12 protein-coding genes are annotated in these 15746 nt (G+C 66.8%); 5 read left to right on the top strand and 7 right to left on the bottom strand.

Features of this window, described 5'->3' with window-relative positions:
• Window positions 1-22: 22 nt before the first annotated feature.
• Window positions 23-1312, bottom strand: a complete 1290-nt coding sequence (locus A9K58_RS07765) for a sugar MFS transporter (RefSeq protein WP_065198824.1) — start codon at window positions 1310-1312, stop codon at window positions 23-25.
• Between the two features lie 375 nt (window positions 1313-1687).
• Between A9K58_RS07765 and A9K58_RS07770 the strand changes: the two genes are divergently transcribed.
• The 3 genes from A9K58_RS07770 (at window position 1688) to A9K58_RS07780 (ending at window position 8018) form a co-directional block, all read left to right on the top strand.
• On the top strand, window positions 1688-2707 hold the full coding sequence (locus A9K58_RS07770; protein WP_065198825.1) for a glucokinase family protein: 1020 nt from the start codon (window positions 1688-1690) through the stop codon (window positions 2705-2707).
• 142 nt (window positions 2708-2849) lie between these two features.
• Window positions 2850-5549 (top strand): TonB-dependent receptor, encoded by a 2700-nt coding sequence (locus tag A9K58_RS07775; protein ID WP_065198826.1) that lies wholly within the window; start codon window positions 2850-2852, stop codon window positions 5547-5549.
• Window positions 5550-5660: 111 nt separating this feature from the next.
• Window positions 5661-8018, top strand: a complete 2358-nt coding sequence (locus tag A9K58_RS07780) for a beta-N-acetylhexosaminidase (protein WP_065198827.1) — start codon at window positions 5661-5663, stop codon at window positions 8016-8018.
• 119 nt (window positions 8019-8137) lie between these two features.
• On the opposite strand, the gene A9K58_RS07785 is transcribed toward A9K58_RS07780, so the two are convergent.
• A complete protein-coding gene (locus tag A9K58_RS07785; RefSeq protein WP_065198828.1) occupies window positions 8138-8530 on the bottom strand; it encodes a VanZ family protein in 393 nt (130 codons plus the stop codon).
• Window positions 8527-9711: a class I SAM-dependent methyltransferase gene (locus tag A9K58_RS07790; protein WP_065198829.1), complete on the bottom strand. Its 1185-nt coding sequence runs from the start codon at window positions 9709-9711 to the stop codon at window positions 8527-8529. Before A9K58_RS07790 ends, A9K58_RS07785 begins: the two co-directional genes overlap by 4 nt.
• 59 nt (window positions 9712-9770) lie before the next feature.
• Between A9K58_RS07790 and A9K58_RS07795 the strand changes: the two genes are divergently transcribed.
• Window positions 9771-10508 (top strand): pteridine reductase, encoded by a 738-nt coding sequence (locus A9K58_RS07795; protein ID WP_065198830.1) that lies wholly within the window; start codon window positions 9771-9773, stop codon window positions 10506-10508.
• Between the two features lie 65 nt (window positions 10509-10573).
• Here the strand turns inward: A9K58_RS07795 and folK are convergent, their stop codons facing one another.
• Window positions 10574-11059 (bottom strand): 2-amino-4-hydroxy-6-hydroxymethyldihydropteridine diphosphokinase, encoded by a 486-nt coding sequence (folK, locus tag A9K58_RS07800; RefSeq protein WP_065198831.1) that lies wholly within the window; start codon window positions 11057-11059, stop codon window positions 10574-10576.
• Window positions 11060-11149: 90 nt separating this feature from the next.
• On the opposite strand from folK, the gene A9K58_RS07805 reads away from it, so the two are divergent.
• Window positions 11150-11890, top strand: a complete 741-nt coding sequence (locus A9K58_RS07805; protein WP_065198832.1) for a proteasome-type protease — start codon at window positions 11150-11152, stop codon at window positions 11888-11890.
• An 80-nt stretch (window positions 11891-11970) separates the two neighbouring features.
• Here the strand turns inward: A9K58_RS07805 and A9K58_RS07810 are convergent, their stop codons facing one another.
• The 3 genes from A9K58_RS07810 to A9K58_RS07820 are packed head-to-tail and all read right to left on the bottom strand — an operon-like array spanning window position 11971 to window position 15741.
• Window positions 11971-13482 carry an ATP-binding response regulator gene (locus A9K58_RS07810; RefSeq protein ID WP_065198833.1) on the bottom strand — a complete coding sequence of 504 codons (1512 nt, stop codon included), beginning with the start codon at window positions 13480-13482 and terminating at the stop codon, window positions 11971-11973.
• A 4-nt stretch (window positions 13483-13486) separates the two neighbouring features.
• Window positions 13487-13927 (bottom strand): response regulator, encoded by a 441-nt coding sequence (locus tag A9K58_RS07815; protein WP_065198834.1) that lies wholly within the window; start codon window positions 13925-13927, stop codon window positions 13487-13489.
• Window positions 13924-15741 (bottom strand): sensor histidine kinase, encoded by a 1818-nt coding sequence (locus tag A9K58_RS07820; RefSeq protein WP_065198835.1) that lies wholly within the window; start codon window positions 15739-15741, stop codon window positions 13924-13926. Before A9K58_RS07820 ends, A9K58_RS07815 begins: the two co-directional genes overlap by 4 nt.
• Between the last annotated feature and the right edge of the window lie 5 nt (window positions 15742-15746).

A 15746-nucleotide genomic window follows, 5' to 3' on the forward strand; every position in this document is an offset into this window, starting at 1 on the left:
GGCTGCCGTCCATCATCGCCGATCAGCGCTCCTGCGGCAGGCCGGCGCGATGGCCGATCACCGAATAGAACAGGATGTACAGGTAGCAGGGCACCATCAGCAGCACGAACACCAGCTGGAAGTCGATGTGCTGCTTGAGCACGGCGAACAGCTGCGGAATGATCGCGCCGCCGGCGATGCCCATCACCAGCAGCGCCGAGCCGGTTTCGGTGAAGCGGCCCAGGCCACGGATCGCCAGCGGGAAGATCGCCGGCCACATCATCGCGTTGGCGAAGCCCAGCAGGGCCACGAAGGCCACCGAGACGTAGCCGTGGGTAGCCCACGCGCCAAGGCAGAACACCACGCCCAGCACCGCCGAAATGGTCAGGTAGCGCGACTGCGAGACCAGGCCGGGGATCGCCAGCAGGCCGACTACGTAACCGGCCAGCATCGCACCGAGCGTCAGCGAGGTGAACATCTTGGTCTGGTCCAGCGGCAGGCCGAAACCGTGGCCGTAGGTACCGATCGCATCACCGGCCATGACTTCCACGCCTACGTACACGAACAGGCACAGCACGCCCAGCCACAGATGCGGGAACTGGAAGATGCTGCGGCGCTCGGCCGTTCCCGCTGTACCCGTTGGCGTTGCATTGGCTTCGGAGGACTTGATCTCCGGCAGAGGCGAGAACAGCACGGCGACCGCCAGCACCACCAGCAACGCGGCCATCGCCAGGTACGGGGCGTGGATCTTGGCGGCGAAATCGTCGAGCAGCGCGACCTTGGTGACTGCGTCGGCGGCCTGCACCTGCTTGTCCAGGTCGCCGATGCCATGCAGCACCAGCGTGCCGATCAGCACCGGCGCCAGGATGCCGGCAATCTTGTTGCAGATGCCCATCAGTGCGATGCGCCGCGCTGCGGTTTCGATCGGCCCGAGGATGGAGATGTAGGGATTGATCGCGGTCTGCAGCAGGGCCAGGCCACTGCCGATCACGAACAGGCCACCGAGCGCGCCGGGGTACCAGCGCTGGGTGGCGAATTCACCGAACAACGCGGCACCGCCGGCCATCACCAGCAGGCTCAGGCTCAGGCCCTTCTTCATGCCGGTGCGGCGCAGGATCCACGACGCCGGCAGGGCCAGGAAGAAGTAGGACAGGTAGAACACCATCAGCACCAGGAAGGCGCCGACCTCGCTGAGTTCGAAGGCGAGCTTGACGAAGGTGATCAGCGGGCCGTTGAGCCAGGTGAAGAAGCCGATCAGGAAGAACAGCACGCCGACGATGGCGATGGAGGTGGCCACGTTCGGGCGCGCGCTTGCAGCGGGGACGGCGGACATCAGGAGGGCTCCTGCGGCGACGGCCGCAGAGCGCGGCGTCGGAGAGTGGCTGGGAACAACGTTGTCACATTCTTTCGATGGACAACGGCGGTTTGTCAACTTTCATCCGAATGCCCATGAGCGTCGTGCTGCACTGCGCAAGCCGGTCGCGGCGCGTCGTGCTGAACGCGCTGCAGAGCTTGGGCCCCAGGGGGCAACGGTTCGCGAGTGAATCCAGCACTCACGCCATGTAAACGTTTACCGCCTGCTGCATTCGTTGCGCCGCAGCAACGAAAGTGTCACGAACTCGTTGACATCGTTGTCAGCAGAGTTACAGACTCCGCCCAGTTGCCGGCCCCGGCCCTGGGGTCGGGCCCACCCGCAGCAGGAGCCCGCGTGACCGCCAGCCACCCCGCCCCCGCCCATGTACTGTCCCGAGTGGCGCCTTCGTTCCTGGCCGCCGACGTCGGTGGCACCCATGTGCGCGTGGCCCGGGTCCAGGCCAGCGGTGATGCCGCCCATCCGGTGCGGGTGCTGGAATACCGCAAGTACCGCAACGCCGACCATGCCGGCCTCAGCGCGATCCTGTCCGACTTCCTCGGTGAAGGCCCGCGCCCCACGCACTGCGTAGTGGCCAGCGCCGGCTATGCCCGCGAGGATGGCACCGTGATCACCGCCAACCTGCCGTGGCCGCTTTCGGCGCGCCAGGTGGAGGCCGACGTCGGCCTGCAGCGGGTGTACATCGTCAACGACTTCGAGGCGGTGGCCTATGCCGCCGCGCAGGTGGATGCCAGTGGCGTGCTGCACCTGTGCGGGCCGGAGACCGCCGCCCGCGGTCCCACCCTGGTGGTCGGCCCCGGTACCGGCCTCGGTGCGGCACTGTGGATTCCCACCGCGCATGGCCCGGTGGTGCTCCCGACCGAAGCAGGACAGCCGACCCTGGCAGCCAGCACCGAACTGGAAATGGCCATCGTCCGGCACATGCAGCGCGACCGCGCGCACGTGTCGATCGAGCACGCCCTGTCCGGTCCGGGCCTGATGAACCTGTACCGCGCAGTGTGCGCACTGCAGGGGCAGGCGCCAACCCTGGCCAGCCCGGACGCAGTGACCGCAGCGGCCATGGCCGGTTCCGATGCGCATGCGCGCCAGGCACTGGACGTGTTCTGCGGCCTGCTCGGCAGCACCATCGGCGACATGGCCCTGTTCTACGGCGCCCATGGGGGCGTCTACCTGGCCGGCGGCATCCTACCCCAGATCCGCGAATACCTGCGTGCCAGCACCTTCGTCGAGCGCTACCTGCAGAAGGGACCGATGGGCGAAGCGCTGGCACGCATCCCGGTGAAGGTGGTCGAACACGGCCAGCTGGGCGTGATCGGCGCTGCCAGCTGGTACCTGCAGCAGCACCCGGCCGCCTGATACCACAACGGTTCCAACGCAATCGCAGCACGCAGTACGTGGCACGCCAACGCACGGGACTTCGCCACCAGCCCGCGCATGACATCGCAACCGCAACCGAACACCGCCGCCGGCATCCAATCGAGTGATGAGGAGAGACATCATGAACACCCGCAAGACCCTGCTTTCGGCTGCCATCGTCAGCTGCCTCGCCTTCGGCGCGCACGCGCAGCAGGCTGCCCCGACCGCCACCGACCTGGATACGGTGCAGGTCACCGGCATCCGCGGCTCGATGGAAAAGTCGCTGGACACCAAGCGCGACGCCAACGCGCGCGTGGAAGTGGTCACCGCCGAGGACGTCGGCAAGCTCCCGGCGCACAACGTCGCCGATACCCTGCAGCGCCTGCCGGGCGTGAACATCAGTTCCTCCAGTGCCGACGAAGGCGGCTTCGATGAAGCCGACCGGGTCAGCCTGCGCGGTACCAGCCCGAGCCTGACCCAGACCCTGATCAACGGCCACAGCGTCGGCTCGGCCGACTGGTTCGTGCTCAGCCAGGGCAGCAACGTCGGCCGCAGCGTCAGCTACACCCTGCTGCCGTCGGAACTGGTCCGCTCGGTGGAAGTGAACAAGTCCTCGCAGGCCAAGCTGCAGGACGGCGGCACCACCGGTACCGTCAACATCCTCACCCGCAAGCCGCTGGAGTTCGCCAAGCCGATCACTGCCGAAGCCTCGATCGGCGCCGTGCGTTCGGACCAGGCCAAGTCCACCGATCCGCAGCTGTCGGGCCTGTTCAACTACAAGAACGAAGAGGGCACCTTCGGCGTGATGGTGCAGGGCTTCAGCCAGAAGCGCGAACTGCGTCGTGAAGCGCAGGAAATCCCGTCGGGCTTCTTCAAGATCGACCCGAACGGCACCGTTGCCCAGTCCAATCCGGACCTGGCCGGCGTCTATGCACCCGCCCTGCTCGGCTCGACCCTGTTCGAACAGACCCGCGAGCGCAAGGGCGGCCTGATCTCGCTGCAGTTCAAGCCGGCCGACAACCTTACCCTGGGCCTGGAAGGCTTCAGTTCGAAGATGGAAGCGAACAACTACAACCGCAACTTCATGTTGTGGGGTAGCAAGATCATGGGCGATGACAAGAACGACGCCGGCGTGATCACCCGTCCGGGCCAGGCGCCGCTGCCCGGCTATGTCGTCAAGGATGGCGTGCTGACCAACGCCAACTTCGCAGGCGTCGCCGGCACGCCGTACGCGGTGTACGACATGATCTACCGCGAGGCCACTGCCAAGAGCAACTACGTCACCCTGGATGCCGACTGGCAGATCAGCGACAGCCTGACCGCCAGGTTCCAGGCCGGCAATACCAAGGGCACCGGCACCACCCCCCGCCAGTTCATCGCCGAAGTGACCGTGGCCGACGGTGGCGGCGCCAACTGGACCACCCACGGCAACGGTTCGCCGGTGGACTGGAACGTGGGCGGCGACATCAGCCCGAACGGCGTGACCAGCTTCGGCACCTGGGGCAACCAGGAAGTCACTGCCGAGGACAAGGAAAAGTGGTTCACCGCCGACTTCAACCAGTACTTCAGCGATGGCGGCGCGCTGAACTCGCTCGACTTCGGTGTGCGCTATGCCGATCACAAGCGTGAGGCACTGTCGCCGGAAGGCGCCACTCCGGGCGCGATCTGGGACGCACTGAAGGGGGCGCCAACCGGCAGCTTCCCGGGCGGCTTTGCCGGCGGCATCGGCGGCAACTTCCCGCGCAACATCTGGTACTACACTCCGGGTGCGTTGAAGGATGCCGTGCTCAACAACTCTACCTGGCTGGCCGGCAATGACGGCCCGACCGGTCGCCACAACTACGGCGCCGAGTGGAAAGTGGCCGAGAAGAACTTCGCCGGCTATGTGCAGGCCAACTTCAGCGGCGATCGCTGGAGCGGCAATGTCGGCCTGCGCTACGTCAACATCAAGCAGGACATCGACACCTACCAGGCCGTCAGTGATGCTGCCAATGCCGACGTCAGCAGCCTGTTCGGCAAGTGGAAGGCACTGTCCTTCGAGAACAAGCACGACCGCATTCTGCCCAGCGTGAACCTGAAGTTCGACCTGGCCGATGACCTGGTGTTCCGCTTCGCCGCCTCGCAGACCCAGACCCTGCCGGACTTCTCGGCGCTGGGCGCGTCGTCCTGGGGCTCGGACCTGACCAAGGTCGGCGGTGGTGGCAATCCGAAGCTCAAGCCGGTGCTGTCGACCAACTTCGATGCGAACGTGGAGTGGTACTTCATGCCGCGCGGGCTGTTGTCGCTGGGCGCGTACTCGATGAACCTGAAGGACTACGTGGCCTTCGGCACCCAGACCCAGATGCTGTACAGCGAGCTGAGCAACCAGCTGGAGGCCTACCAGGTCGCCGTGCCGGTCAACGCCGACGGCAAGGTCTACGGCATGGAGTTCGCCTACGAGCAGCCGCTGGGCGAGAACTTCGGCCTCAACGCCAACTACACCTACGCCGACGGCAGTACCTCGCATACCTGGGAAGACGGCAGCAACAACCTGCTGGGCACCTCGAAGAACACCTACAACGTGGGTGCCTACTTCGAGAACGACACCTTCGGTGCACGCGTCAGCTACACCTACCGTTCTTCGTTCCTGATCGGCCTGAAGGGCGCCAGCCCGTACTACCAGGACGATTTCGGCACCCTGTCGCTGTCGCTGAGCTACAAGGCCACTGACTGGATGAGCGTGAGCTTCGATGCGCTGAACCTCAACAACCCGACCCTGAAGTACTACCAGAGCGCGTCGATTCCGAGCGCGTTCTATGAAAACGGCCGCCAGTACTACCTCAACTTCCGCTTCAAGTACTGATCCGCCGGCAGCAACATCGCCGAGTCGTGCGTGCACGCCGGGCCTGGGTCATTCCGGGCCCGGCGTTTTTCATGTATAGCGTTCATCGCACCGTTCCAAGGAGTCGTTCCGATGGTCAAGCCTTCCCGTGCCCGGGTGCGCAGCGCACTGCTGCTGGGCAGCCTGCTCGCCCTGCTGCCGGCCGCGCCGGCACTCGCCGCCGATCCCGCGCCTGGCGCTGAAGCCCCCGGCCCGCAGCTGCGGGCCGGCAGCCTGATGCTGATCCCTGCCCCGGCCGATGTGCAGCACGGCCAGGGCAGCGGTATTACCGTTCACGCCGGCACCGTGCTGCAGGCCGACGGCGAAGCCGCCCGCCGCGTCGCTGCCCAGTTCGCCGACCTGCTTGCCCGCAGCGGCGGCCCGCGCCTGGCAGTGGCCAACGCCAGCACTGCAGCCAAGGACGGGGGCATCCGCTTCCAGATCGTTCCCACGTTCCGGGACAGCGGCGAAAGCTACACGCTGGAAAGCACTCCGCACGGTGTGCTGGTGCAGGCCGGCAACGAGACTGGCCTGTTCTACGGCGCCACGACCCTGGCCCAGCTCGCGACCGGCGGCAGCCAGGGCGTGCTGCCGGCAGTACAGATCCAGGACGCACCCCGCTTCAGCTGGCGCGGCTTCATGCTCGACTCGGCGCGGCATTTCCAGAGCCTGGACGAGATCAAGCGCGTGCTCGACGCAATGGCCGCGCACAAGCTCAATACCTTCCACTGGCACCTGACCGACGACCAGGGCTGGCGCATGCAGATCAAGCGCTACCCGAAGCTGACCGAAGTGGGCAGCTGCCGCCTGCCGGCCGGTGACGGCGGCATCGATCCGGCCACGGGCCAGGCACATCCGTACTGCGGCTTCTACACACAGGAGCAGATCCGCGAGGTGATCGCCCATGCCGCGAAGCTGCATATACAGGTGATCCCGGAAATCGACGTGCCCGGCCATGCCACCGCCGCGATCGCCGCGTATCCCGAGCTGGGCACCGTTGACACGCCATTGAAGCCGCTGAGCGAATGGGGCGTGTTCCCGAACCTGTTCAACGTCGAGGACAGCACCGTCGCCTTCCTCGAGAACGTGCTGGAAGAAGTGATCGAACTGTTTCCTGCCAGGTACGTGCACGTCGGCGGCGACGAGGCAGTGAAGGACCAGTGGAAGGCCTCCAGGCAGGTACAACAGCGCATGCGTGCGCTCGGCATCAAGGATGAGATGGCCATGCAGAGCCACATCATCAAGCGCCTGGAGACGTTCCTGGAAGCCCACGACCGGCGCCTGATCGGCTGGGACGAGATCCTTGAAGGTGGCCTGCCGCCGCAGGCCACGGTGATGTCCTGGCAGGGCACCGAGGGTGGCCTGGCCGCCGCCCGGGCAGGCCATGACGTGATCATGTCACCGGTCGGCTACCTGTACCTGGATTACCTGCAGACTGCCTCGCCAAACGAGCCGCCGGGCCGCCCGACCCAGGTCACCCTCGGCAAGCTGTACAACTTCGAGCCGGTGCCGGCCGGTCTTCCCGCCGACAAGCGCCAGCACATCCTCGGCCTGCAGGCCAACATGTTCACCGAGCACACGCGCACCTACGCGCGCCTGCAGCACAACCTGTTCCCGCGCCTGGCCGCAGTGGCCGAGACCGGCTGGAGCACGCCGGAACATCGCGACTTCCGCGATTTCCTCGCGCGCCTGCCGGCGCAGCTGCAGCGCTACCGCGCCTGGGGCCTGGCCTACGCGCAGACCCCGTTCGAAGTAGGCGTGGCCCATACCGACGACCACGCGGCCAACACCGTGACCGTGTCGCTGGCCAATCCGCTGGGCTACGAGGTGCGCTACAGCACCGATGGCAAGCCGGTGACCGCGCAGTCGGCGCTGTACCGGCAGCCGCTGACCGAAACGCTGCCAGCCACCGTCCAGGCGGCGGCGTTCTACCGGGGCCAGATGCTGGCGGCAACGCCGACCACCGCAGCATTCACCCCGCAGTCGCTGCTCAGCCGCCGCAGTGACGAGCTGCTCAGCTGCGTGGGCAACAAGGGACTGGTGCTGCGGCTGGAGGATGATGGCCCGCGCGAGGGCAACCGCGCCGTGTTCAACGTCGATATCTTCCAACCGTGCTGGCGCTGGCCGCAGGCCCAGCTGGACGGCATCGGCAGCGTGGAGGTGCGTGCCGGCCGCATTCCGTACTATTTCCAGCTTGCTCACGATGAACCCAAGCGCCGCTTTGAAAAAGCCAAGCGCACGCATGGCGAGATGCAGGTGCGTCGCGGCAACTGCAACGGCGAGGTACTGGCTGAGGCCGCGTTGCCGGCCAAGCCCGATGCGGATGGCTTCGTGACCCTGCGCGCTGCGCTGCCGAAGGGGACGCAGGGCACCGGCGATCTGTGCATCAACTTCACCGGCGACACGCGCCCGGCGATGTGGGTGCTGGATGAGGTCACGCTGGGGAAGTAACCGCAAGCCTGTCCTGGCGCAATCCATCCACGCATGGCGTGGATCTACTGTAGAGCCGAGCCCATGCTCGGCTGCCTTTCGGGAGGAAGCCGGGCATGGGCCCGGCTCTACAGGAAACCTTACCCGCGCCAGCGCAGCAGCAGATCGCGCAGCGGTGTGAACGCGATGCCCATGCCGGCCAGCACGCCGATCGTGTTGGCGAGCGCATCCATCGGATCAGCCATGCGGTTGCGGGTGAGCGCACCCTGGGCGAACTCGATGCCGATGCCCATCAGCACCAGGCCCACGCCCACCCACAGCAGCGGACAGCCGCGGCGGAACAGCTGCACGGCGCCACCTGCCAGAATGAAATAGGCCAGGAAGTGCTCGCCCTTGTCGCTGTTCTCCGGCAGCGGAATCGGCGGCGGCGGGATCAGGCACACGACGATGACCAGCAGCACCGCCAGTGCCCACAACGCGGTCCACAGCCGCGGACGGCGCAGCGGCTTGATCAATGGCGGCGTCTTGCTCACAGGCGCCAGCTCAGGTCACCCAGTTCGAAGGCCGGCTCGAAATCGACGCCACGCTGCAGTCCGATCGCCTGGAAGCGCTCGCCCATTTCGGTCGGCAGGGTCAGCTTCTTCACCTGGTCGCGCAGCTGGATGCGGCCGACCTCATCGGTGCGCTCCTCGGCCAGCAGCAGCACCCGGTCCAGGCCGTTGCCGAGCAGGAAGCTGGCCTGGCTGCAGTAACCGGCCAACTCGAAGCCACCGTGCATGCCGGCCTCGGCCATCGCAGTGAAATCCACCGAGGCGGTGATGTCCTGCAGGCCCGGCCAACGATGGACATCGTTATGTACGTGGTGGCGATAGAACGCGCGCACGGTGCCATCGTCGCGATCGGGTTGGTAGAACTCGCCCCGGGTGTAGCCGTAATCGATGAACAGCATCGCACCACGCTGCAGGCCACCGGCCACCGCCTGCAGCCAGTAAGGCAGCTGCGGCAGCACTTCGGAACGATAGCCATCGGCAAAGGGCTTCTCCAGGTAGCGCTCGATGTGGCGCACCGCACCGTTGAGCAGGAGGTCGGCCGGCTGTGCGCCGCGAATGAAATTGCCGCCGGCGTCCAGTTCGACGGTCTCTTCGTAGACCTCGCCGTCCTTGATCAGGAAGCGCGGGGTCGGCAGCGCGTCGATCACCTCGTTGGCGAATACCACGCCCTCCCAGTCCTCCTCGAACGGGCGATCGACCCAGTCCACGCGCGCGGCCAGCTCAGCCGGCAGGTTCTGCCGCAGGCGCTGCTGCTGGCGCTCGCGCAGGTCGGCGCTGGGTTCGAGGAGGGCGTATCGCGAGGGCAGCGCGTCCAGTTCGGCCAGGCGCAGCAGGACCGCCTCGGCAAACGCACCGGTGCCACCGCCAAGCTCCAGCATGCGCGCCTGCGCGCCGAGCTGGGCGAACACCGGTGCCAGCGCATGGGCCACGCTACCGGCGAACAGGCTGCCAAGCTCGGGCGCGGTGGTGAAGTCACCGCCACCGCCGAACTTGCTGGCACCGGCGCTGTAGTAGCCCCAACCGGGGGCGTACAGGCACAGCTCCATGAAGCGCGAGAATGGCATCGCCCCGCCCTGTGCAAGGATTTCGGCACGCAGGGCGGCCGCCAGCTGGTCGCTGTGGGCCAGGGCATCGGCTTCGGGCAGGGGGAAGGTGGGCTGCATGGCGTCTTCGAATGCGGTGACAATGGTGCACAGGATAGCCGAGCCTTGGAGGACCCTCGATGAGCGACACCGCCCCCGTGGCCCTGATCACCGGCAGCGCCCGGCGGATCGGCGCGGCCATTGCCCGACAGTTCCATGCCTGTGGCTGGTCGGTGGTGCTGCACGCCCATGCCTCCAGCGCCGAGCTACAGCAGGCCGCGTTCGATTTCGACAACGTCCGCCCGGGCAGCGTACTGGCATTGCAGGCCGACCTGCGGGACGCCGACGCCCTGCCCGATCTGGTCGAACAGGCGGTCAGCCACTTCGGCCGCCTCGACGCGCTGGTCAACAACGCGTCCAATTTCTTCCCCACCCCGCTGGGCCAGGTCACCGCCGCGGCGATGGACGAACTGTACGCGGTCAATGCACGCGCGCCACTGCTGCTGTCACAGGCGGCGGCACCGTACCTGCGCCGCCAGCAGGGCTGCATCGTCAACCTGACCGACCTGCACGGCACCGACCCGATGCGTGACCACGCCGCCTACAGCATGGCCAAGGCCGCGCTGGAGATGGCCACCCGTTCGCTGGCGCTGGAACTGGCGCCAAAGGTGCGGGTGAATGCGGTGGCGCCCGGCGCGATCCTGTGGCCGGAACAGGGCAAGGACGACTTCGCCCGCGCGGCACTGTTGGCGCGCACGCCGCTGGCCCGCATCGGCACCGTCGAAGAGGTCGCCGAAGCGGTGTACTGGCTGGTGGCCGAAGCCAGCTTCGTCACCGGCCACACCCTGCGCGTGGATGGCGGGCGCACGGTCAGTTGAAAGGTTGCCGGGGTCCATAACGGGGTCAGATCCCTTTTCCCGCCGGGAAAAGGGATCTGACCCCGTCACTCAAGGTCCACGACCTCGAACGCGTCGCCAAACTGCTTGTGCGCGCGCCACAGCGTGGCCAGGTCCAGCCCACTGACCGGATCGATGAAGTCCGGGGCAATGTCGGCCAGCGGCTTCAGCACGAAGGCATGCTTCAGCTCCGGGCGTGGAATGCGCAGGTGGCCGGGACCTTCCACCACCAGGTCACCGTAGAACACCACGTCGATGTCCAGGGTCCGGTCGGAAAAGCGCGGTCCACTGCGGTCGCGGCCGTGCGCGTCTTCCAGCGCATGCAGCCAGTCGTCCAGTTCCTGCAGCGGCAGGTCGGTCTCGATCGCCACCGCATTGTTGAGGAACGCCGGGCCGTCGAAGCCGACCGCGGCGGTACGGTAGGCCGGCGACACCCGCAGCGCGCCAAAGCGCTCGCGCAGGGCCGCCACCGCGGCGTGGAGGTAGCGGCGGGGCTGGATGTTGCTGCCCAGGCTCAGGAGCGCAATGGTCATGCAGGTCAGGTGACGACGGTGGGGGAGGCGGGCATGCCGCCATCACGGCGGCGCACCTACAATCCGGGACGCACATGATAGGACACCCACATGACCTATTGCGTTGGAATCGAGGTGGACGAGGGCCTGGTCTTCGCCGCCGACACCCGGACCAATGCCTCGCTGGACGATGTGCGCGTGCACCGCAAGCTGCACGTGTTCGAGTATCCGGGCGAGGCGGCCTTCGTGCTCATGGCGGCCGGCAACCTGGCCACCACCCAGCTGCTGGTATCGCGCCTGTGCCGCGACGCCGACGAGCGGCGGACGCCCAACCTGCGCGACATGAGGCACCTGTTCGAGGCTGCCGCCTATGTCGGGCAGCTGCTGGTGGACAGCCAGGTCAAGACCGAACACAGCGAGCACGGCCATGACGGGGTCAGTACGCAGGCGACATTGATCTTCGGCGGGCAGATCGCCGGTGAGCAACCCGGCCTCTACATGGTCTACCCGCTGGGCAATGCGATTGCGGCCTCGCCGGAAACGCCCTACCTGCAGATCGGTGAATCCAAGTACGGCAAGCCGATCCTCGATCGCATCGTCACGCCGGCCACCCGGCTGGAGGATGCGGCGCGCACGGCGATCGTGTCACTGGACTCGACCATCCGTTCCAACCTGTCCGTGGGCCTGCCGGTCGACCTTGCGCTGCTGCGCACGGGCGAACTGCGCATCGGCCAGCAGCTGCGGCTGGGGGCGGACTCGCCGCTGTACGCGGACATCCACCAGAACTGGTCGCGCCGGCTGGAACAGGCGGTGGACGCCCTGCCGCGCTTCCCGTGGGAATCTTCCCTGTAGAGCCGAGCCCATGCTCGGCTGCTGTTCGCATTGATCTCGACAGCCGAGCATGGGCTCGGCTCTACAGAACCCCAGCTGCGTCAGCCCAGCGCTTCGGCCACCGCGCGGAACACCTGCTGCATCTGCAACGGCTTGCGCAGCACATGCACCTCCACGCCGGCCGGGAATGCGTCGGCGGGCACCACCACGGCGGCGTCCTCCAGCACCAGCGCCGGGCCCCGGTAGCCCAGCGCAGCCATCTCGCCCAGCAACTGGCTGGCGGGCAGCAGCTTGGACCCGGCATCAGCGATCACCAGCGCCGGCATCGCCTCCTGCTGCATCCAGCGCAGCGCGGCCGGCCCGTCGGATGCCAGCTGCAGCTGGTAGCCCTGGCTGGACAGTGCATTGCCAAGCAGCGACAGGCGCGTGGCTTCGCCATCGACCACCAGGATCGACTGGCCACTGCCCAGTGCCACCAGCTGTTCGATCGGCTCACCGCCATCAATGGCCTCGTGCATCGGCAGCCGCAGCTCGAAGCAGGTGCCCTGCCCTGGCTGGCTGCTGACGTGGATGCTGCCACCGGCACCTTCGACGATGCGCTTGCAGGAAATCAGGCCCAGGCCGGTGCCATCGGCCTTGGTGGTGAAGAAGGGATTGAACAGGTGCGACAGCGTATCCGCATCCATGCCGATGCCTTCGTCGGCCACGCAGATGCGCATCCAGTCCACGCCGTCGCGCTGGCCAGCATGGCCGGCAGTCAGGCTGAGGCAGCCGCCGTCGGGCATGGCCTGGATCGCGTTGAGCGCAAGGTTCAGCATCACCTGCTGCAGTTCGGTGTAGTTGGCGTCCACCACCAACCCCTCGTCCTGCACCTGCAGTTCCAGCCTCACATTGTCGGGCACGTTGCTGCGCAGCAGCAGCGCCACGGCATCGAACAGTCCGTCGATCTCGATGCGTTCGCTTGGCTTGCGCGAGCCCCGCACGAACGACAGCATGGATTCGGCCATCTCATGGCCGCGGCGGCCGCACTCGGCGATGACATCGGCCAGATGGTGCAGCTGCGGGTCCTGGGTACGGGCCTTCAGCAGGTCCGGCATGATCAACAGCGGTTGCAGGATGTTGCGCAGGTCATGGCTGAGACCGGCAGCGAGCAGCGAAAGGCTTTCCAGCCGCTGTGCGCGCATCAGTTCGGTCTCCACCCGGGCGCGCTCGATCGCGCTGCGCGCATCGCGGATGGCCCGCGCCACCGCCGAGGGCAGGCGTGCGGGCTGGTGCTTGATGATGTAGTCGTTGGCGCCCATCTGCAGCGCCGCCACCGCGTTCTCTTCACCCATGGTGCCGGAGACGAAGATGAAGGGCACCTCCGGTGCGGTCTCGCGCACGATGCGCAGCGCATCGTCACCGGAGAACCCCGGCATGCTCAGGTCGGACAGCACGATGTCCGGCTGGAACGCGACCAGCGCCCGGCGCAGTTCGGCTTCGCTCTCGACGCGCTCGAAGCGCGCTTCCAGGCCGGCATCGAGCATCTGCTCGGACATCAGCTCGGCATCCTCCGGGGAATCCTCCACCAGCAGGATGCGCAACGCCCCCAGGGCAGGACCGGTCAAGGGCATGGGCTCACTCAAGCTCCGGTGCCTGGTTGATCAACGCCCAGAACTTGCCCAGGGTCTTCACCGCACCGAAGAACTGGTCCACGTCCACCGGCTTGACCACGTAGGCATTCACGCCCATGTCCCAGCTGCGGGCCAGATCGCTCTCCTCGCGCGAGGACGACAGGATCACCACCGGCAGGCGCTTGAGCTCTTCGTGGTCCCGGATCTGCCGCAGCACCTCCAGTCCATCCATGCGCGGCATCTTGATATCCAGCAGCAGCACCGCCGGCAGGCCTTCCTCGCGGTTCGCGTAGGCACCCCGCCGCAGCAGGTAGTCCATCACCTCCACGCCATCCTCGACGTGCACGATGGGATTGGCCAGATGTGCATCCTTGAGGGCGTCGATGGCCATCTCGGCGTCGGCCGGGCTGTCCTCGGCCAGGAGAATGGTGCGCAGGGTCGTCATGCTGGAGAACCTTTTTTATCCGTGTCGTTCGCGGGAGGCAGGTAGAAGTGGAAGGTGGCGCCGACGTCCGGTTCGGCTTCGGCCCAGATGCGGCCGCCGTGGCGGGTCAGCACGCGGCGCACGCTGGCCAGGCCAATGCCCGTACCCGGGTAATCACTGGCCTTGTGCAGGCGCTGGAACACACCGAACAACTTGCCGGCGTACGCCATGTCAAAGCCTGCGCCATTGTCGCTGACCGTGAACTGATGGCCACCATCGGGCTGCTGCTGGTAGTCCACGCGGATCCTTGCCGGTTCACGGTTGCCCGAGTACTTCACCGCATTGCCGAGCAGGTTCAGCCAGACCTGGCGGATCATGTTCTCGTCAGCGACCACGATCGGCAACGGTGCGATGCTCCACTCCACCTGGTGCACGCGACCGGTACTTTCAGCCTCAGCCTGCAGGTTGGAATCGAGCATGGCGCGCGTCTCGGCCACCAGCGACTGCATGTCCACGGCCTGCTGGCGCATCGCCGCACGGCCCAGCCGCGAGTAGACCAGCAGGTCATCGATCAGGGCCGCCATGCGCCGCGCCGAACTGGAGATCACCTCCAGGTAATGGCGGCTCTTGTCATCGGCGCCCTCACCGAGGTGCCGCGACAGCTTGTCCGAAAAGCCGGCGACATGGCGCAGCGGCGCGCGCAGATCGTGCGAGACGGAATAGCTGAAGGCTTCCAGTTCGCGGTTGACTTCGGACACCTGGGCGACCTTGCCCTCCAGCTGGCGATTCAGTTCTTCAACGCGCAGCTGCACCGCGCGCTGCATGGTGACGTCGCTGATGGTGAGCAGCACCACTTCGTCATCCGTATCGGGCAGCGGCATGCGCCGCGCGTTGAGCAGCATGTAACGCACCAGGCCGTCGGCGGTGCGCTGCTCATGTTCGAAGTCCCATAGCTCGCGGCCACGCAGCAATACGTCGGACAGGCGCTGGCGTACCACCGGATCCTGCCAGGCGCCCTCGCCTACCGTCTCCAGCAGCAGGCCGTCGGCGCGCTCGTCCTGCAGGCCGTACAGTTCAGCGAACGCCGGGTTGTGCAACTGCACGCGCAGGTCACGGTCGAGCAGCACGATCGGCTCGCGCACTGTCTGCAATACCGATGCGGCACGCGCGGCCGAGCGCAGCGATTGCCGTTCGGCGAGCAGGCGGCGGCCGATCTGCCGGTGCAGCAACCACAGCACCAGCCCCAGCAGCGCCAACTGCACCGCCAGCGAACTCCAGGACACGAGCTCGGTCTGCCTGCGCTGCCGCGCCGCCTGTTCTGCCCGCAGCGCCAACAACTTCTGCTCTCTGGCCTGCAGCTCCTCGACCAGGCCACGGATGGGGTAGCGCGTACTCAGGTCCTGCACCAGCCCACGCTGGTCGCTGTTCGGTTCGGACCGGGCCAGCTCACGCGCCAGTGCCATGCGGCCTTCCAGCATCGACTCGATACGGCCGATGCGGATCAGCTGATCGGGGCTGTCCCGGGTCATCCGGCCCAGCTCGGCCAGGCGCTCCGGAATGTCATTTGCACGCGCCATGCGCTCGCGCAGCCCGGGCGCGTCCACGCCCTTGGACAACGTCAATGCGGCCGATTCGACGTCGCGCACGTCGGCCTGGAGCTGCTGCAGCGCTACGCCCACGGCCTGCGTATGGGTAACCCAGGCCATGGCCTGTTCACTGTCCTGCTGCAGCTTGCGCAGGGTCAACCAAGGCACCACGATGATCGCGACCGCAGCGAGCGCCAAGGCGGGCAAACGCCAGCGATCCCGGATGTCGTCACTGAAAACCAGCGCCATAGTTC

This window comes from Stenotrophomonas maltophilia (assembly GCF_001676385.1).
GTDB lineage: Bacteria > Pseudomonadota > Gammaproteobacteria > Xanthomonadales > Xanthomonadaceae > Stenotrophomonas > Stenotrophomonas maltophilia_J.